The organism is Haloplanus sp. XH21 (genome assembly GCF_023276355.1).
GTDB classification, from domain to species: Archaea; Halobacteriota; Halobacteria; order Halobacteriales; family Haloferacaceae; genus Haloplanus; species Haloplanus halobius.
In genome coordinates this window covers 31,328-53,476 of sequence record NZ_JALLPL010000002.1, presented here as the reverse complement: position 1 = coordinate 53,476, position 22,149 = coordinate 31,328, and the positions used below count along the sequence as shown (strand labels likewise).

At 56.0% G+C, this 22,149-nt stretch carries 20 protein-coding genes; 7 read left to right on the top strand and 13 right to left on the bottom strand.

What is annotated here, in order from left to right; translation table 11 throughout:
• The first annotated feature begins 68 nt into the window (after positions 1 to 68).
• A complete protein-coding gene (locus tag MXB53_RS13605; RefSeq protein WP_248898154.1) occupies positions 69 to 1,040 on the top strand; it encodes a PD-(D/E)XK nuclease family protein in 972 nt (323 codons plus the stop codon).
• A 381-nt stretch (positions 1,041 to 1,421) separates the two neighbouring features.
• Here the strand turns inward: MXB53_RS13605 and MXB53_RS13600 are convergent, their stop codons facing one another.
• The 3 genes from MXB53_RS13600 to MXB53_RS13590 all read right to left on the bottom strand — a co-directional run bounded on the left by MXB53_RS13600 (position 1,422) and on the right by MXB53_RS13590 (position 5,644).
• Entirely contained in the window at positions 1,422 to 2,894 is a 1,473-nt protein-coding gene (locus MXB53_RS13600) for an orc1/cdc6 family replication initiation protein (RefSeq protein WP_345779731.1), read from the bottom strand.
• Positions 2,895 to 3,686: 792 nt separating this feature from the next.
• Positions 3,687 to 5,000, bottom strand: coding sequence for a DUF6498-containing protein (locus tag MXB53_RS13595; RefSeq protein ID WP_248898153.1), 1,314 nt, complete (start codon positions 4,998 to 5,000; stop codon positions 3,687 to 3,689).
• Entirely contained in the window at positions 4,997 to 5,644 is a 648-nt protein-coding gene (locus MXB53_RS13590) for a hypothetical protein (RefSeq protein ID WP_248898152.1), read from the bottom strand. Before MXB53_RS13590 ends, MXB53_RS13595 begins: the two co-directional genes overlap by 4 nt.
• 237 nt (positions 5,645 to 5,881) lie before the next feature.
• Here MXB53_RS13590 and MXB53_RS13585 point away from each other — a divergent pair, with 237 nt between their 5' ends.
• Entirely contained in the window at positions 5,882 to 6,280 is a 399-nt protein-coding gene (locus MXB53_RS13585; protein ID WP_248898151.1) for a DUF8064 family membrane protein, read from the top strand.
• Between the two features lie 93 nt (positions 6,281 to 6,373).
• Here MXB53_RS13585 and MXB53_RS13580 read toward each other — a convergent pair whose 3' ends face one another.
• Complete coding sequence (locus MXB53_RS13580) at positions 6,374 to 6,667, bottom strand: DUF7521 family protein (RefSeq protein ID WP_248898150.1); 294 nt, start codon at positions 6,665 to 6,667, stop codon at positions 6,374 to 6,376.
• A 324-nt stretch (positions 6,668 to 6,991) separates the two neighbouring features.
• Positions 6,992 to 7,336, bottom strand: a complete 345-nt coding sequence (locus tag MXB53_RS13575; protein WP_248898149.1) for an ArsR/SmtB family transcription factor — start codon at positions 7,334 to 7,336, stop codon at positions 6,992 to 6,994.
• 303 nt (positions 7,337 to 7,639) lie between these two features.
• On the opposite strand from MXB53_RS13575, the gene MXB53_RS13570 reads away from it, so the two are divergent.
• The 4 genes from MXB53_RS13570 to MXB53_RS13560 all read left to right on the top strand — a co-directional run bounded on the left by MXB53_RS13570 (position 7,640) and on the right by MXB53_RS13560 (position 10,633).
• Positions 7,640 to 8,386 (top strand): CPBP family glutamic-type intramembrane protease, encoded by a 747-nt coding sequence (locus MXB53_RS13570; RefSeq protein ID WP_248898148.1) that lies wholly within the window; start codon positions 7,640 to 7,642, stop codon positions 8,384 to 8,386.
• Between the two features lie 231 nt (positions 8,387 to 8,617).
• The gene (locus MXB53_RS16030) at positions 8,618 to 8,770 is read left to right on the top strand and encodes a DUF7837 family putative zinc-binding protein (protein ID WP_486606377.1); all 153 of its coding nucleotides are present in this window, start codon (positions 8,618 to 8,620) and stop codon (positions 8,768 to 8,770) included.
• Between the two features lie 786 nt (positions 8,771 to 9,556).
• Entirely contained in the window at positions 9,557 to 10,147 is a 591-nt protein-coding gene (locus MXB53_RS13565) for a DUF7342 family protein (RefSeq protein ID WP_248898147.1), read from the top strand.
• Positions 10,148 to 10,150: 3 nt separating this feature from the next.
• Entirely contained in the window at positions 10,151 to 10,633 is a 483-nt protein-coding gene (locus tag MXB53_RS13560; protein ID WP_345779730.1) for a toxin-antitoxin system TumE family protein, read from the top strand.
• 348 nt (positions 10,634 to 10,981) lie between these two features.
• Here the strand turns inward: MXB53_RS13560 and MXB53_RS13555 are convergent, their stop codons facing one another.
• Positions 10,982 to 11,593 carry an ArsR/SmtB family transcription factor gene (locus MXB53_RS13555; RefSeq protein ID WP_248898145.1) on the bottom strand — a complete coding sequence of 204 codons (612 nt, stop codon included), beginning with the start codon at positions 11,591 to 11,593 and terminating at the stop codon, positions 10,982 to 10,984.
• Between the two features lie 974 nt (positions 11,594 to 12,567).
• On the opposite strand from MXB53_RS13555, the gene MXB53_RS13550 reads away from it, so the two are divergent.
• The gene (locus MXB53_RS13550) at positions 12,568 to 14,151 is read left to right on the top strand and encodes a transposase (RefSeq protein WP_248898359.1); all 1,584 of its coding nucleotides are present in this window, start codon (positions 12,568 to 12,570) and stop codon (positions 14,149 to 14,151) included.
• A gap of 202 nt (positions 14,152 to 14,353) precedes the next feature.
• Here MXB53_RS13550 and MXB53_RS13545 read toward each other — a convergent pair whose 3' ends face one another.
• From MXB53_RS13545 to MXB53_RS13515, 7 genes are all read right to left on the bottom strand, one after another.
• Positions 14,354 to 14,761: a DUF8160 family protein gene (locus MXB53_RS13545; protein WP_248898144.1), complete on the bottom strand. Its 408-nt coding sequence runs from the start codon at positions 14,759 to 14,761 to the stop codon at positions 14,354 to 14,356.
• Positions 14,758 to 15,576, bottom strand: coding sequence for a ParA family protein (locus MXB53_RS13540; protein WP_248898143.1), 819 nt, complete (start codon positions 15,574 to 15,576; stop codon positions 14,758 to 14,760). Before MXB53_RS13540 ends, MXB53_RS13545 begins: the two co-directional genes overlap by 4 nt.
• A gap of 250 nt (positions 15,577 to 15,826) precedes the next feature.
• On the bottom strand, positions 15,827 to 16,696 hold the full coding sequence (locus tag MXB53_RS13535) for a biosurfactant protein 1 (protein ID WP_248898142.1): 870 nt from the start codon (positions 16,694 to 16,696) through the stop codon (positions 15,827 to 15,829).
• Between the two features lie 261 nt (positions 16,697 to 16,957).
• Entirely contained in the window at positions 16,958 to 17,878 is a 921-nt protein-coding gene (locus MXB53_RS13530; RefSeq protein ID WP_248898141.1) for a transcription initiation factor IIB, read from the bottom strand.
• A 157-nt stretch (positions 17,879 to 18,035) separates the two neighbouring features.
• Positions 18,036 to 19,178 (bottom strand): DNA cytosine methyltransferase, encoded by a 1,143-nt coding sequence (locus MXB53_RS13525; RefSeq protein WP_248898140.1) that lies wholly within the window; start codon positions 19,176 to 19,178, stop codon positions 18,036 to 18,038.
• Between the two features lie 114 nt (positions 19,179 to 19,292).
• A complete protein-coding gene (locus tag MXB53_RS13520; protein ID WP_248898139.1) occupies positions 19,293 to 20,213 on the bottom strand; it encodes a phospholipase D family protein in 921 nt (306 codons plus the stop codon).
• Between the two features lie 4 nt (positions 20,214 to 20,217).
• Positions 20,218 to 22,149, bottom strand: a complete 1,932-nt coding sequence (locus tag MXB53_RS13515; protein ID WP_248898138.1) for a DUF1998 domain-containing protein — start codon at positions 22,147 to 22,149, stop codon at positions 20,218 to 20,220.

The window sequence follows — 22,149 nt, the reverse complement described above, 5'->3', positions numbered from 1 at the left end:
GCAAGCAACGACATCATAACTACAGTGATCGGAGAAAACATCATTATTCATCCCGGTGACAGTCGTATATGAAGATCGAACAGGGTACAGCCTTCGAGACCGTCGGAGAGCACGAAATCGACTTTTCGGTAGCTCAGTTGGTAGAAAGCTCCGATTCATTTAGTCGGTGGTTTGTTTCCCAGGCCAACCCTGCTATTGAACTCGGTGAGTACATCGGGGGAGTCATACACGCGAGTTACGCCGGAGAAGGTGAATCTGATATTGAGTTCGGGTTCCTCACGGAAACGGGAGATCGATATATCATGTTAGTAGAAAACAAAATAGATGCCGACAAGCAACCGAATCAAATCGAACGATACTACAACCGAGGTCAGTTCCGTGTCGAACATGACGATTGGGACTCGTATACCGTCTGTTTGTTAGCCCCCGAGAGGTACGTGTCCGAGGAAGATGAGACAGGATTCGACTCAATAATATACTATGAGGACGTACTTGAACAGCTTGGGAATCTCACATACGATGGGGGCGAATTCCTACAGTCAGTGTTTGAGGCAGCTCTGACAAAATCACGCGCGTCAACTACAGCAGATGCTACTGATACCCTACGTGCGATTGAGAACCGGTTCCAGAATGAGACGGATATACCACATCTCGAGCGTGACCCCGAGTACACGGGATATAACAAACGCACTTCATTCAAATCAACGCATCCAGAGCACCACGATGCTATCCGCTACGATATCTTTGTTGGTGAAATCGGAGATGCAGGTCGCACGACGGTCCGATTGCAAATCAAAAGTATAGATGGACTCACAGAGGAAGAACGAGATTCATTAAAATCGATAGCCCCAGACAATAAGGAGATACTTTCGTCCTATAAGTGGCGCTTGGATCGAAAGGTGAACATTGCCTCGAAAAAGGTCGGGCATGAAGCTGTGACCCGAGATGGTTCTTATGACACCTATGTTGACGCAATCGTGGATGAATTACTCACTCTTACAGATACGTTTCATCCAATATACGTCGGTGAGAGTATCTGACGGGGCCTTGGACCAGTCTATTCGAATTTAGAGTCCGCATAGGCGGGATCTGTGGCTTTGATTGTATGAGAACTGCAAAAATATACAGACATCTCAGTTCGGGGGTGGATACACTGATGTTGAATTGCTGAATCGGACCTCTTCAGTACGCCATTCCCATCAGTTATTGAAATTTCGGCAGAGCCGATTAGCGGAATCTCCGCACTTTCAGAACCTCTATACTCGGAACACATATCGATAGAGGTGTGTGACGTGCGTCAGACGCTGGCCACTAATTGATCAAGCAAGCAACGAAAATCCACGTGTGTGCTTCGGTAACAAACAATCTATACACATCGATAGAGGGGTGTGCCGTCGGATCAATCCAGAATAACGGGGTTATCAGGTTTCGTTTCGAATCTGCGCCTGTACAACCGACTCGACTTCATCCGCAGGAACCATATCGATACGCGAGTCCTCTTGGAGTGTCTCCAGAATCGTCTCCGGTCGTTCACCGAACTGGAATTCGAGGAACATCCCGGAGCTAGGCCCATGACTTCGCCGTTCGAAATCGACCAGCGAGTACGTCGTCAGCTCCTTCATCTTGTTGACGTAGGTTTCCTGGTGGTACTGGTCTGCGTCAATCGACTCTGTCAGGAACTGATACACACGATAGCCGGTCGTACTGCGGGCCGAACCGTCGTCCGTTCGTGCTGCGACGGCGGCGGTCGCGTATAGGCAGAGCTTCTTTTGAGTGCTGATACCACGAACGACCTCGAGGACTCGGTTCTTCTCGACTTTGTCCTGGGCTCGCCTGACGTGTTCTTCTCGGACTCGATCATCCCCTTCACGCTCGGCGAGTTCGCCGGCGACCCGCATCAGATCGATCGCCTTTCTCGCATCACCGTGTGTCTGCGCAGCGAAGGCAGCGGCGAGCGGAATGACGTCGCCATCTAAGACGTCATCGTGAAACGCGTCCTGCCGGCGACGAAGAATCGACTGCAGCTGATTCGCATCGTAGTCGTCGAAATGGACGTCTTCCGGGGTGAACGAACTCAGCGCACGACTGCCGACGGACTCCATCATCCGAGCGTCGTTCGAGATTGCAACCACGGAGATATAGGCCGCTAGCTCGTCGTTGGCCCCAGCTCGGGACAGCTGATAGAGCAAGCGAGAGAATGCCGGGTCCTGCTTGTCCCGTCGACCGACGAGCATGTCGAGTTCATCGAGGACGAACACCACCGAGTCGAAATTCTCGTTGACGATCCGATAGAGTTCGTCCCATTTCTCTTTCGTCGCGACGCCGTGTTTCGGGACCTCAATATCGACACCCGCTTCGTCAGCCGCCTGCCTCGCGAGTTCGTAGACTGCCACACCGAGGGTATCGAGATCTTGGCAGTTGACCTCGATCGTTCCGAACTGGATATCACGCGTGTCACAGATACGGCTGATGTTGTTACAGACGGCTTTCGTGATGAGAGACTTACCCGTGCCGGAGGGACCGTAGAGAAAGAGATTCGGTGGCCGGTTGTCACCAAGTGCAACACGGAGCATCTTCGTCACTTCCTGGAGCTGTTCGTCCCGACCGACGATACGGTCTTCCTCGACGACGTAGTTCGGATCGAGCAGTGACCGATCACGGATTAGCCCCTCTTGCTCGTCGAACTCGAGGAGCATCTCTTCGATCGACTGCGACTCGCTCTCGGACTCGTTCGCTGACGACGTCTCGGCAACTGGTTCCCCCGTATCCCCTGCCGCTCCCTTCGAGCGCTGCTCGCCATCGGGAGCGCTCGATGAAAGGTCGGCCTGTGTCGTAATCTCGTCCTCCGGCGTTCTCGAATCCGACCGAGAATCATCGGAGTCGTCAGTACCCATGTCGATGACCATACAGTCTGATGGCAAAAAGGTTCCCCCACCCCTATCGAAGTGTAATGCGGCGTTTCTTGGCTTTGTACGCCTCAATACCACGGCTTGAATAGAATTCAGTGATAACGAGCAGAACCGCCGACGAAGTGTTCTGGAACGTGATCTCAGCGATGTGGGGTGGGACACACACCCCTCTATCGATGTGTTCAGCGGCCCGAAGGGGGTGGGGATATCGAGCATTAAACGAGAGTAAAACAGCATCACGAATAACGGAGCAACCACTCGAGAACGGCGAATACACACGGTTTTGGCAGAAAAGACAGGTAGCACACGAAAAGCAGACTCCACGAGTTCTCGGATCGAGTCGTCGGCTTCGCCTTCTTCTTCTAGCTTTCTAGAACAAACACTCACACACACCTCTATCGATGTGTTCGATGTGTTTTGCTCAACCGTGATTGTGTTGTCTTCCCCACGCCAAAATATCTGAGCGATATCGACATCTCGTGTTTGGTGTAGGATGGTGAGTTACGCCCTCTACACCGTGTTTTTGCTCCGAACCAAGCCGACCATTCCGTACCACCGAGATACCTGTCCTTACGTGATCGGGTGGAACACATCGATAGAGGGGTGTGTCTCTTCCGAGTGCGGTGACAGCATTTGAGCGACTTGGTCGAGCCTCTCTTTCCCTCGAACGAGTTCTCGATACATATCGATAGAGGGGTGCCCCGCTTGCTCTTTGGCTCACGTCCCTTCATTCACCGGCGTTAACCAACACATCTCCCGGATCACAGAATTTGTTGGTTAAATATGACTCACCTGATATCCTCTTCCTGAGTGTATTTCGGCCACGTATCGTCGCCTATCGCTATCCACCACCTTTGAGAACGATAGCAACTGGAGTGAGTGGCCATTATCCTCGATATCAGTCGCTAGCAGGGAGATCTGCGACGAACTCATCTGGAACGTGCGGAATACGGATAGTCCGCCCATCGTGATCGACGGTGAACGTCCGCGTCCCGAACACACGGTCGGCGAACGTTCGATGCGGGTCACTACGCTCCAGTTTCCACCGAGGAAGCCGCCACTGTGGCGTCCTGAACAGTCTATCGTAGCCCACATATCCCGTCCGAGTCGATACTCCATTGCGGAGTATCTCACGAGACCGTCGACGACCCCACAGAGGCCGACGAACACGAGGATGGCGAGCCCAACTCCGCTCCCGAACAGGACGAGTTCCGGATTCGTTCCAAGGGCCCCGAACAAGAGCGAGAGGCCAACGACGAACGCGGTAAGCCCAACCGCCTCCGTTCGAAGCCCCCGGATGACACCGTCGACGAAGACGGCCGACCACCGTGGGCGAACGATATCGACGTGGTCCTGGAGCTCCGCGTCGATAGTCGACCGGCTGTCAGGGGTGTTTGCCCAACCAAAGTCGAGCGCTGAACGCTCGTCGAACGCGACGAGTCGGTCTCGATATACCTCGGCGAGGTCGAACAGCAGCTTAGTACTGACTAGGGCAACGAGAATGACGGTTGCGGGAGCACCCGAGGTGGCTGCCGCACCGCTCACTGTGAGCGCGAGACCAACGACCATGATCGGCCAGATCGCTGTCTGAAGCGCACCTTGGACGGAGACAGATTCGTACTGACCGTTGAGAAAATATTCGGTCATCGTCTCGACGCCCCGGCTGATGACGATGCCGATGATGCCAAGTGCTGCCGTGGACATCGTGTCCGCATCGAATGGGTCGCCTGCTATTGCCACGTCAGTACCGCCGAGTGCGATACCACCGGTGACGAACCAGATGGCACCGAACACCGGGAACAGGACGATGAGTATCGGGATGTTCGCGACCTGGACATCGGGACCGATCCAAGGTACCGCTACGCTGCCGCGCTTGTGCCGGAATGCACCGAGAAGCAAGAGATCAGCGTCGTGTTCTGGCGGCCGCTGTGCGAAGGTCGCTCTGAGAGCGGCGAACCCGAGGCCGACACCGAGCTCAACCCAGTAGACGACGATGAGTGCGGCGATCGACCATCCGAGAAACCCGACACCAACGAGCGGTATGGCGTTGGTGCCGATAACGGCCAGCAGGGGGAGTCGTCGGTCAGTCATCCGACGAGCGTGAGGGCTGCGTCGCGGTCGACGGCGGTATATCCTTGGGCATCGAGAGCGACGGCACGGTACCGTTCGGCGAGCAGCCACTGTGGCAGTCGGTTGAGGCCGAATCGACGATCTGACGCCCACTCGATATCGATGACCGTCTCGGTGCCGCTGGCAGTGATATTCACGTCGTACGTTCCCCATGGATTCTCGCCAGCAGTTACGACGAGGCGAACGTCTGCGTCGTCGATGTCCGTATGCGTCTCCAACTCCATCACGACCGACCGCAGACCGAAGAGATACGAGATCTCGTAGACTGCGCCGTCCGGTGTCGACCGAACGGTATCGGCGATGCCCCACTGAAACGCAAGCATCGGCGGCGTTGCGCCCTCGAAGTCGGCCCGCACCGCGTCGGGTGTCGCGTCGGACATGAGACGCGCAGTCCCTCTAGTTTTGAACAGCGGCGCCCGGACTGCGAGGAGGACCGTTATCGCAATGAGGGCGCCTGTTACGAGGGAGAACGAGAAGATCGACATCGCGACGATGGCGGCGACGAGGAGGGCGACGGCGCCGCTGAGCGGACGTTCGAGTCGTCGATACTGGGCGGCGATATCGACTGCTTCCGACGGTCGATCGACGGTTGGCGCGGAGGGCATATATCACACTGTCGATACGACACCGATAGGCCTTCTGTTTCTCGGGGCTCGGGTCAAACCATCCACCCGCTATCGTCTCTATTGACTGCTATCTACCTCGAGATAGCTGAATCAATCGTGTATCCGAGCCGTGAATTCAGTTCTGGATCGAACACGGGTCGCCTAACCGAAAACTAGTAATTCTGTATTCGTTGTCAATTCCAAGAGCCTTATTTAGACTCGTGAGAAATTATGACTATGCCGCCCTCCCGCTCGCTCCGCGATCGAATCAATCTGTACCGGGGTACCGTTACAGTCGTCTTCCTACTCGTAATTGGTGGGTTCGTATTCGGCATCGAGCGGCAGATCCCACCATCTCTTGCCCTGCTCTTCGGGATGACGTTCGTGTTTCTGCTCGGCAGTACGCTGAACACGGTTCGAGCCCATCCGCTCTATCGCCCTCTTTCAGCAGTCTATACAACGCTCCTCTTTGGCATCGCATACGTCTCTACTGGGTTCGAAACCACGTTCCTGTTAGCGCTGATGGGGCTCTCAATACTGGAGGTCGTCGTTGAAGCGTACAACTACCTGCACGGGACATCTTATCTGCGTCTTGATTTCATGGGAGAGAACACCTCGCAGCAGCTAGATTCGTAAGCTTCTGCCCACTCATAAATGGTCACCGGCGTGTCTCTGCACCGGCCACCAAAGAGATGATTTCTCCTGATTTGGTCTATCTGATAGCCAGGTTCACTCGTAGATGAGGGCGTACAACACCGCACAAAGACCGGTAACAGTTACGAGTCCACGGGAGAGCAGAATGATGCCGGTCCCGGTATCCAGTTGGTTGGCCACCGTAACCGCGACGAAGACACCGGTGGTCAGGAGACCGATCCCAACCGCCAACGACCGCATCTTCGGCGCGTCATTACGCTGGTATCCACGATAGGCTAATGCCGCGACGAAGAGACCGATGACGGCCGTTAGTGCTCGTGACACCAGCGCGATTCCGTCGGGGGAGAGGAGATCGGCGAGGATACTCATCGCGACCCACCCCTATAGACGGCCCATAAGATCGCACCTAGGCCGAGCAGTTCACAGCCGCTCACGAGGACCGACCGGCCAACGGTACCGACACCCGTAACCGTTGGTAGTCCGATTCGCAGAAGTTCCGGAACAGTCGTGAGCAGGAAGAGGCCGAAAGCGAGATACAGCATCCCACGACGCCCCGGACCACGGCGATAGCCACGAACGAGCACCACGGCGATCACGATCGACAGCGCAATCGAGAGTAATGATAGCACGACGACGGCGAGTGCTATCAGTGGCTCAGACGCTGTCGCGCGCAATTGCAACACACGCAACATCTCAGGACAACCCCTCGAATAGATCGGTGAAACGGTCGGATGGATCCGCTGACGAGCGAGTGACGTCGACTTCACACGCACCGTCCGCAAACCTGACCGTCACTTCCTCGACGGTCGCGACATAGCGCTTGTAGTGGTTGCCGTCGGGGTCGACCACCTGCTGTTCGGCCACTAGGCCGACCGACTGGAGTCGGTCGAGACGGCGGTAGGCCGTTGGATCGGACATCTCACAGGCCGTACAGAGTTCGGATGCTGACATCGGTTCGGTGGTGAGTTCGGTGAGGATGGCACGCGCGTACTCGTCGTCGAGCAACGCGAGGAGTTCGACGTCGCCGTCCTCGTCCATATGTTGCCCAGCGAGCGGGGACCAATAAAACGGGCTACCGACTTCCGAGTCGGAAGCCAATCACCTGTTGACACGTCGATGACGACCCTCCGTTTGGATATGCCCCCATTACTAACGGCAGCGTGGGATATCCCACCGTCCCTGCGACGGGGATGGCAGTGGCTTACCTGGCCCGTCTGGAATCGCGACCAACGACGCCTCCGTGCACCACTGCGCGCGTTTCTTCCACTTGTGTCGACATTCCTTGCGCTCGCCTTTCTTCAGTCGACCGTTCGCTCCCGATTCGACCACCCTTGGGTAGAGTTGATCGAACTCGTCGGTTTTGTGTTCATTCTTGCTGTCGGTGCGATTGCCAGTGCGCGATTGGTTGACCGGAGGTCGGTCGCCGAGTATGGTTTCTCGCTCAATCGCCAATGGTGGCGATCATTCGCTGCTGGCGGAGTGATTGTCACGATAGTCAACACCGGTGCCTTCGTGTTCGCTCTCTCCGTCGAGTGGGTGACCATCGTCGGATTCACCGAGACACCGGGCGTCGTCCCATTCCTTCCAGCAATGGCCGTGACGTTCGCCCTCATCGCTGTTGCGGCAGCGTGGGAAGAATTTGTGTTCCGAGCTACGATGTTGAAGAATCTCGCAGAAGGTGCCGATGGATTCCTTCCCCGACGGGCCGCTATCGGCATCGCTATCCTCCTCAGCACCGTCGTCTTTGCCGCCTTGCATGCCGGGAAAGTCACCCACCTCAGTCAGTATGGCTACTACTTACTCGCCGGACTGCTCTTGAGTGGTGCATACGTTCTCACAGGTGATCTGTCCCTCCCGATCGGCTTTCATCTGTGCTACAATTTCACCATGAGTGCGGTGTTCGGTCTCGGCGTCTCACAGCGGACACCCGAAATCTTCGTGCTCGACGTCGTCGGTCCAGTCCGCTGGATTGGTGAGGAAGGACTTGTTCACGTACTATTCGCTGTCGTCGGGGGCGTTCTCTTGCTAATGTATATCTATTGGCGTGACGGGTATCTCTGTTTTCGTGAACGCGTGACACAGTGGTAACCATCTCGAGTCACCTGACACATCCGTGGCGGTTCCGGATACAGTTGACCGGACTGTTCGGCACCTGCCCTCCATTCTATCTAGCCTCTATCGTGACTGTTGATTGGGTGCAACCGACAATTTCGACAGAACTAGTAGAGCAGCGGCTGATATCCCACACAAAGTATACACCGATGCAAAACTCGCCTTTGATTGGAAGGGGGACTGTCACACGCTCCCTTCCCTCCCCTGATGACCAACGGTACCTCGGAGCTTGGCCGGTGTCCAGACTGCGGAGAGGATATTTCTGCAGCGTGGATATTGGTCGAGTACGAGAAAGACGACGGGAGCACCGGGATTTGGGCGGAGTGCCCGGTGTGCGAAACGGTTGTGAGTCCTGAATAGCTCTATTGCAACGCTGTTTCCGAACTCGATTCAAGATCGTTCGATCTATCGTTCTTAACCAACTGATCCGCCATATGCCGACTATTGTTGGTTAAATACTCTCGATCTATCGCCCGTCCAATCACTTACCCGTCTGGCAGACGGATCCAGAGTCACACTCAAGATGGACTCTGACGAACCTTTGCGGTATCAACCAGAACACTATGAAGGCGTTCCGCCGTTTCCTTGCGAGAACTGTGAGACTGCACTTCGATCCCCTAATCGGCATAGCATCTCGTTTCTGTTGCTTGACCAGCTAACGATGCCGATCGTCGGATGTGATGAACATCTGGCACAGTTCGCCTCTATCTGCGGGTACACGACGGAAGCTACCGCGGAACTCCTTGATCACCGGCCTGCTGGTGGTATCGCGTGTCCAAGCTGTCACCTTGCACCCCACAATCCACGTCAGCCCATCATCCCGGTTGAAGACGGTGCTGTCGCAGTTCTCGCTTGTCCTGACCATCAATCTGAACTTCTCACCCGGTTTCAAACCGGACTCGAAACGCAACAGCAACTCACTACTGAACTCAGTTCTCCAGATCTATCCGATGTTCTGTAGTGGTCTTTTCACTCGGCTAGCGCTGGGAAGGCTGGTCGATGGCTGTGTATTCCTGGTGACGGTTAGAGAGACCACCAGCTCAGCATGAATTCGCTCGGCTGGATTTTGCCGGTGTACTATCCTCCGGATAAAGGAATATGGTATTTTGACAAAGAACTATATTCCTCCATACCGTGCGTTGTCATATGAATGACCGAGACCCACCAGAGGAGTTTGCAGATGTCAACGAAGCGGTCGGCGAGGAATGGGAGTCCGAAACGACACCCTACGAGCGCATTCGACACGTCGTTGCGCATACGTACAATCCTGTCTCCGCTGATTCGGTAGCTGACGATGCACGAACCGCTCCAAAGACCGCCCGAAAGCACCTGAACACACTCGCTGACGAGGGGTTTGTCGAGACGACACCCGGCGAACAGGGCGCCACGCTCTATCGTCGCTCACCCGAATCACTCGTCGTCGAACAGGCTGCCGACATCCTTGACCACGTCTCGACCGACGAACTCGTCACGCGAATCCAGGAGATGCGTGAGCGGCTCACCGAGTATCGGTCCGAATTCGGTGTCGACTCTCCCGAAGAATTGGCGGTCAACCAGACGAACCAGGCCCTCAGCGAGACCGGATCCCCACAGGACGAGGTCGACCCAGAGACGATTCGTGAGTGGAAGACGCTCCGTCGGAATCTGGCGTTCGCGACCGCTGCCCTCTCGATCAGCAACGCCGAGCAGTTCGTCGACAGTGACCGTCGCTCGACTGACGACAGCATCCCTGCCTAAGCAATGCAGGATGCTCCTGACCGAGCGGAACTCCATACTCTCCGCGGGGCTACGGATCGGCCGGCGCTACTGACGATTCGTGACGTCGTTGAGAAGATGGAACCGCTCGCGACAGCTGAACTCGACGATTACCTCCATCCATCTACCCTTGAAGTTGTGTTTGACGGCGGGCTGTGTGCGGCCGAGGAGGCCCGAATTGACATCCAGTGGACGACCCGAGATGAGTACAAGTTCCACTACACGGACACGGAAGCGGTGGATCTTCGCTGGGGAAAGCACTCACATGCAGGAGACTACGTTCACGTCTCCGGATTAGAACACTATCATCCACCGCCCGATGCCAGTTCAGATCCCGACGAGGTCGAAGAGTCCTGTATTACACAGTCTCCCGAAGAATTGGTCACCCGAGCGGTCCTCAAACTCTGGCGCGTTGCCTACCATATGGACTCGTATGAACCACTTAACGCAGGTCGTAACCCGCCATAGGAACCAATATGAGTGCTTTCTTCCGCAATCCTTCCCGAGAAGCGAGAACATCTTGAAGATGGCACGAACCTGTCGTTGCTCGCATCAGCCGTTTTTCAGCGCAAGCGGACATATACCGTCGATTCGGATTCAGACCGCCGGTTCTCGGTAAGCCGTGATTGTGGTGGACATTGGTTCCCTGTACGGGTACAATAGCCTTCTTCGTGCTTTCCGAAGTCGTCGACGAGGCGAACTTAGAGCGTGCCCCTTCCCGACCTGTCTTCATCGACCACAACCTCGGAGGATGGATTTGATGCGCGCCTTTTTTCAGAATATTTAATTTGTGGAAATTTAAATGGTTGTCTGTTGCTATCTTCGACGTCTCTGGTAGTACCACAACCCACCAATTATCACGAGCATCGCTATCCCGCCGACAAAAAACATGAGCCCAGGCGGAACAAGCGGTCCAGGGTTGAACGGCCCCGGAACCGGTGTCGGATTGACTGGTTCTGACGGCTCGACAAGTGGTATTTCGTGCGTGATCGCCCATTGAGCGAGGACACTCAAAAATCCAAAAAGGACAACCACCCCGACGACCTGTTCCAGTAGTTCTCGAAGCTCAGACTGCTCGTCAGAGGTGCTCCCGCTGAATACCACCGGTTCAGATGTCGGTGCGTAGATCGACATCTCGACGCCTTTCTCAGAATAGCCTGTTTCTACCTCCTCGATGAGATCCGCATCCCGTAAGTTACGAATGTGATAGTGGACGTTTTGAAGCGACAAGTCGAGAGTGTCGGCTAACTCACTCGGGGGTGCTGGCTCGCTGTGGAGTGCTGCAAGAATACGGCGGGCTGTGGTTGACGAAAGTGCGTCAAAGACGAGATCGGCGTCTTCACTGGTTAGATCAAGAACTCGCGCCGAGGTATTATTCGACTCCGGAAGGGGACGAAATGGGAGGAGTCGCCGGTCGTCGTCCGTCATCCCTCTGAAGAGGTCCGTGTTGTTTTCTTCTTAACGAGTTCGAACTGCGCTTGACATTCGATTCGTCGGGGTCGATCGCCACTCTGTAATTCCCCGACAACTGCGAAGATATACGTCTCCTCCTCAAGATTCGCCGTAATAAATGTCGTCTCCTCAGTATAGGGTGTCGGATGGGGTGCCAGACTGAGGGACCACCTGTGAGTTGATTCTGGACCGATTGAAATCGGCTGTTCGGTACGTTCACCTGACGCACTTTCACTCCAGTTACTCTCTGTCCGACGCATAATCACCCACTCACCAGGGTTGACAACAAATGGATCATCCGATTGGTTTCGGAGCGTTAGACCGAGAGTTTCGACCGTCTGATTGGTTGTAACGACTGTGAAGGTTTGCTCGTCCAACTCGATATACACTGGTTGATTCTCTGCTGATCCTCTATCCGCACAAACCACCCTATCGACTTCAGATCCAAACGTAGGACAGTTTGGCGTTTTAGGTGAAGTGGTGGTGTCCTGTTGATCACTTCCTGCATATCCTGTACCGAGGCAACCAGCTATCAGACCGACGCTACCAACCGTAGCGATGTCTCGTAGGAATGTTCGACGATTCATGTCTGAAAATGCGTAGGGATTGAGGATGGGCCTTGTGTACGATCAAAATTTGGCTATAACTATTAGAGTCCTGTTGCTCCAGTCGTTTGTAATGATGGTGAGAGGGCAGTCTGGATTGCAATCTACGACGAAGCTGGCGGGCTCAAGGACACGATTGTGAATGACCTCGATTCAGCGATATCGTGGGCCACTAATGTATTTTGCCGGTATCGGAAACCCGCTACTCAAGTGATTCGTCGTGGCGGTTGGTCACAGATTTCCACAACTGAACGCCTCACCACACTCGAAGCGTTGATTCTGTAAACTTCCACACTACCTTGTATGACTGGCTCTAGCGGCTCACATCCGAGTGAGAGCCCGCGAATGCGCTATCTGTGTGAGGCGTACCAGCTTGGAATCGCCATCCGAAACGAACTCCAACATACCGATCTCGTTACCGCGGTCGAGAATTTGGACCATTCGGTTGATTCGATTGAAGATGGGTATCCGTCGTGGCATCCTGCTCCCCTCTCCTTTCGCGCGATGGTTCTCTCGTTCGTTTTCATGGAGATTACGGGTGATTCGTATGCCGAGTTCGCACGAAGACTGACCCGGCAACCGGAAGTGGCAACGATCTTCGGGTTTAGTCGAGTGCCCGACGAATCGGCGTTCTCGCGGGCGTGGCGGAATCGATTTGACGACGCTTGCCAGGAATACGTGCAGACCGCAGCTCATTTCGTCGTCAAAGAGGTCCACGACTTCGATATTCCTGCGCCCGAAGTGCGCTCCAAAGAAGAGATCCTTGACGAGCCTCAAGTAGAGGCGGACGCAGCGGAGGACGACTCGTTCTCAGAGAGCGAGATCATCCAGACGACGCGGCTCGCCCGTGATCACGCGTTCGGCTACTTCGAGTCAGACCGGGCCGCGAACGCGTCCTACGAGGACACGCGATTCTTCGAGTTGCAGACCTTCATGGGGATGGTTCGGTGCGGCACCGCCCAGGGAGCCGCGCGCTTCCAGTATCGACGAGGCGAACAGTACGGACCTCATGGAGACACTCATCTCCGCGCTGTCAAGCAATTCGAATCCGAAGAACTTGTGGATGGATTTAATGAAACGACGGATCGGTTGCTCTCGGTCATCGCCTCGGAAGCCTCGTTCCGCCGGCCAGTGACCGTTGCGATCGACATCACGACCATTCCCTACTACGGGGATGTCGAGGAGATGCCGATGGTGAGCGGGACGAAAGACGGTGAGGGGCGGGCGTTCAAATTCGCCACACTCTCGATTGTCGGATGGAATATCCCGCTCGTGCTGGCGGTCGAGCCGGTGCGTGAGAGTTCAGCGTGGGACGAGAACCCACCGAATCAAATTCATCGTATTGTGCGACGACTCGTTCGACGCGCGAAAGAACAGGTCCCCATCGAGACGGTGCTCTGTGACCGCGAGTTCGATTCCATGCGGGTGTTTCAGACACTCTCGAATCTCGACGTGAACTACCTCATTCCAAAGCGCATCACCAGCTCCGAACGCGAGGTGATAGAGCGGATAGAAGAGGATGACCAAGAGGTGGCTGTTGAATCGGCGTCCGTCCATGTGGAGGCTGGGTCGCATCCGATGCGGTTTTTGTATGTGCCGTCGACGAGCGGCGAGGGAACGACCGTCTTCGCGACGAATCTCCGAGTAGGACCGGATGAGGCCGAGACGTTCTGTCGGCGCTACAGCCGCCGCTGGCAGATTGAGAACGAGTACAAGTCCATCAAGGGCGATTTTCTCGCGAAGACATCCTCGAAGGACTATCGGGTTCGATTGTTCTATTTCGTGTTCGCCGTGCTGCTGTACAACATCTGGCGGCTCACGGACTTCCTGCTGAAAGCGGGCGTCGACGACGAGATGGACTACGCACCAGTGTTGACCGCAGGTGAATGTGTCGAGATCGTCGTCTCGGCGTTGATCCCACCCGACTGACCGGCTGAATCCCCGCTGAGTCCGCTGCTCGAAAGTGGCGACACTATTCTGTAGCGCCAAAACTCGCGCAATTTTCCACGTCTATCCGCTAGTTACGTCCATGACGGTTCGATATCGTCCCTCGACCGCCGAGTAGAACCTCGAGGCGACGGAGACATGGCCAAAAACTAGCTCATCCTCCGAAACTGTGCTCTGCACGAGGTCACTCGTCGCCGAGTTCTGAAAGGCGAGCTTGGATTTCCTCAGCATCCGCCTCAGAGAGGGCCTCAATACCGAACTGGACGAGTAGCGGGTAGAAGTGGCGGTTCTTCTTGAACTCGTCCTGCCCCGCCTTGCGGAGCTTCAGCTGGGACTCGAGGTAGGTATCCTCCATCTCGTCGAGGACATCGTCGGGAATGTAGATCGTCCGCCCGTTCCACTCGTCCTTGATGTTCGTCTTCGTTTTGCTCGTTTCGTTCGTTTCACTCGTTGAAGTCGATTCCGTCGTTTCGGTCGATGAACTGGTTTCCACCGTTTCACTCACCTCAGTCGTTTCGCCGGAATCTGCCTCATCGTCCTCCTCTTCGTAGTTGCCCTCGATGCCGGAAGCATCACCCCAGCCGTCGCTCATGCTTCCACCCCCTCAGGTGCGGTCTTCTCAAACGTCTCGTCGAATAGGTCGGCGATCTCGTTGAACAGGTCGCGTGCGTCTTCGACACGCTGGTTCTCCTTACCGAAGCCGAAGACGGACACCCCCTCGCCAATCGACTGAGAGAGGTCGGTCCGCTTCGGGATCTCGAACACCGGGAGGGAGTATGCCGACTTGATCTCCTCGATGGTGTCGCGGTGTTCGGCGTTCTGCTCGACACGGTTACAGACAATCGCGAGCCGATTGATGTCTCCGTAGGCCTGTTCGAGAGAGCTCAGCTGCTTTGCGAAAATCTGGAGGCTGTTGGCGTTGAGCTTCTCGGGAATGACGGGGATGACGACGTTGCCAGTCGCGACGAGGGCGTTGTCGGTGAGGACGTTCAGGGATGGCGGCGTGTCGACGATGATGTAGTCGTAGTCCTTGTCGAGCTCGTCGAGTGTCATCTCCAGCCGCTCGCGACTCTTCGGCGCCTCAAGCAGGGTCTGGATGTTCTTGTTGTTCGCGAGCTTCTCGCTGGCGGGGAGGATGTCGAATTCCTGGTGCTCGACGATGATGTCGTTCACCGACTCCATCTGGTCGAAGTCGAGGACGTCGAACAGCGTTGTACGGTCGGTATCGTAGTACAGATCGTTGTAGCCAAGTGAGCAGGTGAGCCCTCCGTGGTAGTCGATATCGACGAGGAGGACGTCGTGGTTTCGGGCGGCGAGTGCGCCGCCAGTATGAATGACGTCGGTTGTCTTCCCCGCGCCACCCTTCTGATTCGCCACCGTGATTCGTGCGGTATTGGTGTCGGCCATTATCTTCGTTCCTTTCGTTATGTTCGTTTCGTTCGTTTTGGTCGTTTAGTTCGGTGCGTTCGGTGAGGGTGTTTCACTCGGTGAGAGGATTACTACGGTGTTAAAACCAACTGTTCGTTCCACTCGTTGAAGCAAACTCACTCGTTGCCATCAACTCATTCATTCTGTTCGTTACGTTCGTTTCCTTCGTTTTGTTCATCGGGCAGAGGGTGCCAGTTCGTTCCTCAGAATTGGCGAGATTCCTCCTGCCCTATTCGGGAGCAGGCCCGTAGCGACCTGTGCCACACACCTGGCACTCCCAGATTGGTTGGCCCGTCCAGGTCTCGTCAGGGAGCGACTCGCGTGTCCTGAACCGATGTTCTGTTTCTCTCGTACAGTGCTGGCACTCGAGGGCTGTCACGGTCGGAATATCGGCCCCGGTACTGGTGGATTCCGTTTCACGAGGAACTGTTTCAACAGCGACTGCTGGGACGATCCACAGCTGGTCGCCGTGGTCGAGAGCGTGCTCGAGGGATGACTCATCACGAATTCCCTGGCCACGCTCGTCATAGACGCGTGGGATATCCGTCTGAGAACCATCGCTCCTCTCGTCCCACGCTGTCCGCTCACGGGTCGCTGTTAGCAACGCCTCACCGGCCGCTGAGGTCACCTCGGCGGCCGCGGGGAGCGTAGGCCACCGTTCGGTTAGCTGGGGTGCGGGCTCGTCGTCGAGATCGTAGATGAGCGTACAGTCGTCGATCGGCTCGTCGTGACCTGACGTAAGAAGTGTCGCTGCAGCTGCCCCTTTCGCGACAGCACCATAGAACGTCCCGGATTCGACGAGGAAGTGGATCACACCACGGAGTGATTGCTCGGAACTCGCAGCATCCGACGCTGAGGCGGCGTCGAGTTCGTGTTCGAGACAGAACCGGCATTTTTGTTGCGATTCCGGGATCGATGCGCCACAGGAGACACAGGCTCGGTCTGTGTCGGTTGTTCCGTCCGGATATCCGCCCGAATGCGAGGCTTCACGCTGGCGGGTTGGCTGGCCGTCTGCTGGCTGATCCAGCGCTGGGTCCGGCACCAGAGCGCCTTCCCCGACAGGTTGGAACGCGTCTCGGTCTGAGTTGCGGTCCGTCATCGATTCGCTCCGCGTTTCCCCCGGTTTGGTATTTAAACTCAAGGGTGAGGAAATGCGGGGGACGGATTCGGCGCCGACGAAATAAATCCGGGCCGAGACGGAGTCAGTCACGGAGCTCAGCGACCGCTCGACCGACCTCGCGAACGTGCTCACTCCGCTCGATATCAAGTTCTGTCGACAGATACTCGACAGTCTCTTCCAGATCCATACCCCCTGGTAGACTCTCTGCCGGTATGTAGGTACTCCTCCACCGGATGCGTCTCACATCGCTTGGAGTTCGTCTCGCCGGCTTCGGAGCGTCACGACTGACACCTCTGCTGCCGACGCGACGGTGGATTGGGTAATCAACGCGCCCTGCTCTTGGGCGGCCAGATAGACGCAGGCGGCCGCGACGCCCGATGGCTGACAGCCGTTCGTGAGGGCTGTCCCTTCGGCGTGTTCTGCGAGTTCGTTCGCGCGGCGGCGAATGTCGTGGTCTAACTCCAGCTCCGAGATCAGCCGCGGAACGAACGACGTCGGGCGCATTGGTGGTGCTGGGAGCTCTAATTCGCGATTCAGTGTTCGGTAGGCGTTGGTGACACGAGTGGACTCGACTCTGGCGGCGTCGACGACATCCTCGAGGAGGAGCGGGTGTTGGTTACATCGGCAGGTACCGTAGATGCTCGCTGCACCGATGGCTTCGATGGATCTGCCACGAAGCAGATCCTCGCTCTGAGCGCTCCGGAAGAGCTGACAGGCTTGGTCACGAATCGACTCGGAGAGTTCGAGCGTACTCGCCAGCCGGCGTACCTCGCCCAACCCGTGTGCGAGATTCCGTTCCGCTTTGGACCGCCACCGGCCACGGGTCTGTTCGCGCCGCATCCGGGCCAGCCGCCGGCGTTTCTGACTAGAGAGTTCGTTCCCGTGTGCATCGGTTCCGTGGCCGATTTCCGTCGAGAGGCCTCGATCGTAGCGGGCCGCCGTTAACGGTGCGCCTGTTCGCTCGCGCTCGTCTGCATCGTATGCTCGCCACTCTGGCCCGTGATCGATACGTTGCTCTTCGATGACGAGGCCACAGTCCTCACAGACCGTTTCCTTGACGTTCGTAGTGACGTGTCCGTGGCACTCGGGACACTGGTTTGCGCTCGACTCCGTGTAGACGTCTTCGTCGAATCCAGTCGCGTAGATGTCTCTCGTTGCCATTGTTCTCTCCAGTTTAGTGGGAATTCGCCAGTACGGCGAATCCCTCACCCATCGAGGGGGTAGAAAAACTGTAAGACAGCTACGTCAGTGACACATAGATCAGATAAGAGTGCGGCAAAGATTCGCCGACACTAGAGAGTGTCTCTATGGAATCGGATCAACTGGGAAACATCCTCTCGACTGACGGACTATACAACATCGCTTCCACCAAATCCGGAGGTACAGCATTTCCTACGACCCTTTCGGCCGCGCTAATTCGATCAGGTAGTTCGAATTCTCTCGGAAAAGTCATCAGTAGTGCAGCTTCACGAGGAGTTATACTCCGGTTAGCTTCGGGATGAGTGAATCGGCCACAACTTGGGGTCGTGCAACGCGTCGTAAGAGTTGGTGCTGGCTCTTTCCACGCCATTCTTCCATAGGCTGAGCCAGCACCTGAATCAATATTCTGATGGCACTCTCGGATAAGATCCTCGTGCTCGGTTCCTCGGAGATCCATCCAGCTTCCTCCGTCGTCAGGGATTGCCTCCATTAGATCGATGGTTTTCTGCCGATGATTCCTCGCTCGATGGGCTGGATCGTCATCCTGTTTTTCTCCCTTTGACAAGTTCTCCAGATCGTCTCGAACGATCGCATCTTGGACCCACCTCCATCGCTCTCGTTCGTCGTCCTCATCCGGGTTTTCTGTGTGTGTTGGTGACCGAACTGCGATATCGTCTGGGTCCGCACCGTACACACATACGCCAATGGTTCGCTTCCTCCGTTGCGGAATCCCGTAGTTGGCGGCATTAACGAGTTTCAGGTTCACACCGTATCCGCCCTGTTCTTCAGTGTCCTCTTCGCGTGTCAATTTCTCCATTTGATTTCGGAACCACTTGATATAGGCACCCTCTCCCGAACTGAGGATGCCTTGGACGTTCTCAAAGAACACGATATCGGGCTTTTCTTCCCGAATCCGTTCAACAAATGCCCGGAGTAAGTCGTCCTTCGGTTCGTCCTCCGGCCAGGGCGTAGTGTCTCTAAGTGAGCTGAAATTCTGGCACGGAGGGCAACCACAGATTACGTCTACTTCTCCCTTTTCGAGGCCGAAGTGGTCGCGAATCTCGTCGAAAGTCGTTTCCTCTAAATCTGCTTGCAGAGGTTCAAAGTCGACTATTCCCTCGTCCGTGAGATTTCGTTCGTACGTGTCGAGTGCGTCTTCGTCGATGTCAACCGCACCTCTTATTTCAAACCCTGCCTGGTGAAATCCGAGAGAAGCCCCACCAGCGCCGCAAAAGAGGTCAACCACGGTACCTCTGCTCATTACTCACCCATACAAATTCCGACGTCTAATTTTTTGTGATTCAGGTGAAGTTCCCGGTTGGCGAACGAGGGGAGTCGCACCTTCGTAGAGTGTGGGTTAAGCGCTGCCGACATTTTATCGTAATAATGGTAGTTCGACCGGGTCGGCAGCTGTGAACACGTCGTCGAAAACTGCTGCGGTTCGCGTGGCCGGAGCTCCCTCTACGATGATCCCAAATTCGAAGTTGGCGCTGAGATTCGTCTTGGTGAGGTTAGCCGAGCCGACGTAACAGCTAGTTTCATCGACGATGGCAAGTTTCGCGTGGGTTGCGAGCTTGTGCCTGCCCCAATCCGTTTCTTCGTATAGATCGCGAACTTCTAGACGCGATCGACCTTCTCGATCAAGGCCCTCGTGTAACGTGTTTAGCGCATCAATAAGGTCGTCACCAGGATCTTCTGTCTCACGAGTGAGAACGCGTAGGTTGACCCCTCGTTGGGGCAAGCTTGCGAGGTCGTCGACGATGCGCTGGTCAGCGTCGAAGTAAGGGTTCGCGATCCGGACTGTGTCACTGGCCCCGAGGACTAGGTCCCGGGCCCGAGCACTAATCGCGCCAACGGCATCACCCTCACTGAGAGTCACACCGTCCGGAAGGGTCGCAACTAAACTGACGTCGGGTGTACTCTCACGCGAGCGTTCCGTAACCTCTTCGATAGCCAACGCCGCGACGTACTGGCGATCGAGAGTGCGTGCCGCCAATTGCGGAGATACGCGAAAGGTGTAATCGGCGTAACGATCTCCTGTCGAAATCTGCTCGGCCTCAGCGTCCGTCGCGAGGCCAACAAAGACAGCCTCTACTGCCCGCGCCGACAGAGTATATTCCGAGGGTGCGTATTCCTGTAGCGTAGTTTGATTCACCGTGGTTTGGGGTGAGTCCCGAAATTTAGCGAACCCGTCACGAAGGTGTTCGATTACTCTTGGTGGAAGTTGCTGGGCGATTGCGAAATCCCGAGGTGGGTCATCGAAGCCGACCATATCATTCTCTTCACCGTCCGGCATACTATCACACGTTCCAAAACGCAGGCGTAGCTGGTCCACCGACGAGCGCTCGCCGGTCGAGGTGCTCGTTGAACGCCTCACAAGTGACGGTCGTTAGATGAAGGCAAGCGTGACACGCAGCACCGTCGTCGTCCTGACTGCACGCGGGGTCGAGCAGGCATTGTTCGGCAAAGTCGATCGTGTGGTCTACCCACGGGTGAATTCGAGTCTCGAAGAGGGTCGACATCCCACCGAGTGCGAAGTGTTCGGTCGACTTCGCGTACAGAATAATGGCCGGGACGTTCGGTAAGATCAGCTCGGAAATGCTGTCAGTCGCGAGGCCACACTGATCAGATGCCGTGGAAACCAGTGCGTGGCTCATGCTGTGTAAGAGTCGATACGCCGATTCGGTGGGTTCGTGATCGACATCAGAAAATGGATTGTCGACGGCTACGGGATCGACGTTGTTCAAGAGCCACTTCTGGTACGTTTCGTCGCTGGCGTCAGCGTCCGGCGTTACCGATTCGTCGACGACGTTGGCGTCAACTAACCACTCCACGAGGGCCTTGCGGTCGACCTCGAGAATCAGCGCTTCTGACGGACTACGATCGGCGAAAACGGGAATCGTCCCCTCGTCACCGTAAGGATGATCGAACGCGTTCAGGTCGACCTGAGACGGATCTGGAAGTTCCCGGTAATAGCCGTAGAGCACCGAAAGTAGCGGGAAGTTGTCCACCACCCACACTTCGTTCACGTTGATTCGATCCAGCTTATCCTGGTACTTTCGAGCTCGCGGGTACCTCTCTTTGAACTCTGGGGTGAGAACATCCGAAAGTTTCCGCGGTTCTGGGTACGTGCTCGGATCGTAATCGTCGTGTTCGGGATCCCCTTCGTACCCTTCCGTTGAGCGGATGAATGTGAATAGCTGGTCAGCGATCAGAGAGTACGCTCGCTGTTCTCGAGTTTCGTCGTCGCCTTCGGTACCAGGTGGGTCGATTTCACCTCGGGTCTTCTCTGTCACGTACTCACTCGTCAAATGGTCGACGGCGCGCCCCGCGTCAGCCTGCATTTGGAGGTACCTTTCGATTTCATCCTCGGTGTATCCCTCTTCGCGAAGGTTCTCGATTTGCTCTTGCTCCCCGGCGCGAGTCACCATATCCTCGATCGTGTTGTCTTCCGTGAGGGGAACGTCGTCGTCAGTGAATGCAGCCATCAATACTCTAGCCCAGGACTCCTCCCGTTCCAGGTCGTCGCGGTCCATCCCGACTGGCGGAATGGCCACCTGAAGTAACGTGGCTGGATAGTATATCCCCCCACCACCTGGTGGTGTCGGTCCTCCCACGTACTCGTTACAATCTTCGCAAAAGGCACCTAGCGGTCCCATGTCGTCCCCACAATAGTCACAGCGGAACCTCCACGTCGCGGGGTCTCGGGTAGGCTTGTGCAAGTACGGCGCGACGTAGTCGTGCGTTTCGCATTCGTCAGTTGGTCCAGGAGGAAGCGCGTTACCACACTCGTGAGTGACGACGAATGGAACTTGTTGTAATCTGCCCTGGCATCCGTCTCGAGGACAGTCACCGGGATTCTTGTCTTCGCTGTCAGTCGCGTAGTAGTCAGTCGGATTTTGTCTGATGTCTACGCGACGGCACTCCGGTTGGTCACACACCATCGTCAGAGGGAACAACCGTCCTTCGACCTTGCGTGGACGATAAGCGTCGAGGTCAGCGGGAGAGAGTTCGTTCCACGGCGACTCGTCCGCGTTACGGAATCGATCCGCTTGACTACGCATCTCTCCGGTCACTCGGGCGACTGGCAAATCGTTAAACTGCCGCACCTTCACCCCCTTGTCTTTCACCCGCATCGCAACGTCATACTCTCCGTAGTCGAACACGTTTCCGGGGCCGAAATTGTACAGTACCTGTGCGATGCCCCGCATCATGTCGGCCTCTTCGTCCAT

Coding starts and splice junctions, on each gene's coding strand:
- MXB53_RS13605 (WP_248898154.1), top strand. CDS start 69: ATGAAGATCGAACAGGGTACAGCCTTCGAGACCGTCGGAGAGCACGAA.
- MXB53_RS13600 (WP_345779731.1), bottom strand. CDS start 2,894: ATGGGTACTGACGACTCCGATGATTCTCGGTCGGATTCGAGAACGCCG.
- MXB53_RS13595 (WP_248898153.1), bottom strand. CDS start 5,000: ATGACTGACCGACGACTCCCCCTGCTGGCCGTTATCGGCACCAACGCC.
- MXB53_RS13590 (WP_248898152.1), bottom strand. CDS start 5,644: ATGCCCTCCGCGCCAACCGTCGATCGACCGTCGGAAGCAGTCGATATC.
- MXB53_RS13585 (WP_248898151.1), top strand. CDS start 5,882: ATGCCGCCCTCCCGCTCGCTCCGCGATCGAATCAATCTGTACCGGGGT.
- MXB53_RS13580 (WP_248898150.1), bottom strand. CDS start 6,667: ATGAGTATCCTCGCCGATCTCCTCTCCCCCGACGGAATCGCGCTGGTG.
- MXB53_RS13575 (WP_248898149.1), bottom strand. CDS start 7,336: ATGGACGAGGACGGCGACGTCGAACTCCTCGCGTTGCTCGACGACGAG.
- MXB53_RS16030 (WP_486606377.1), top strand. CDS start 8,618: ATGACCAACGGTACCTCGGAGCTTGGCCGGTGTCCAGACTGCGGAGAG.
- MXB53_RS13565 (WP_248898147.1), top strand. CDS start 9,557: ATGAATGACCGAGACCCACCAGAGGAGTTTGCAGATGTCAACGAAGCG.
- MXB53_RS13560 (WP_345779730.1), top strand. CDS start 10,151: ATGCAGGATGCTCCTGACCGAGCGGAACTCCATACTCTCCGCGGGGCT.
- MXB53_RS13555 (WP_248898145.1), bottom strand. CDS start 11,593: ATGACGGACGACGACCGGCGACTCCTCCCATTTCGTCCCCTTCCGGAG.
- MXB53_RS13550 (WP_248898359.1), top strand. CDS start 12,568: ATGCGCTATCTGTGTGAGGCGTACCAGCTTGGAATCGCCATCCGAAAC.
- MXB53_RS13545 (WP_248898144.1), bottom strand. CDS start 14,761: ATGAGCGACGGCTGGGGTGATGCTTCCGGCATCGAGGGCAACTACGAA.
- MXB53_RS13540 (WP_248898143.1), bottom strand. CDS start 15,576: ATGGCCGACACCAATACCGCACGAATCACGGTGGCGAATCAGAAGGGT.
- MXB53_RS13535 (WP_248898142.1), bottom strand. CDS start 16,696: ATGACGGACCGCAACTCAGACCGAGACGCGTTCCAACCTGTCGGGGAA.
- MXB53_RS13530 (WP_248898141.1), bottom strand. CDS start 17,878: ATGGCAACGAGAGACATCTACGCGACTGGATTCGACGAAGACGTCTAC.
- MXB53_RS13525 (WP_248898140.1), bottom strand. CDS start 19,178: ATGAGCAGAGGTACCGTGGTTGACCTCTTTTGCGGCGCTGGTGGGGCT.
- MXB53_RS13520 (WP_248898139.1), bottom strand. CDS start 20,213: ATGCCGGACGGTGAAGAGAATGATATGGTCGGCTTCGATGACCCACCT.
- MXB53_RS13515 (WP_248898138.1), bottom strand. CDS start 22,149: ATGGACGAAGAGGCCGACATGATGCGGGGCATCGCACAGGTACTGTAC.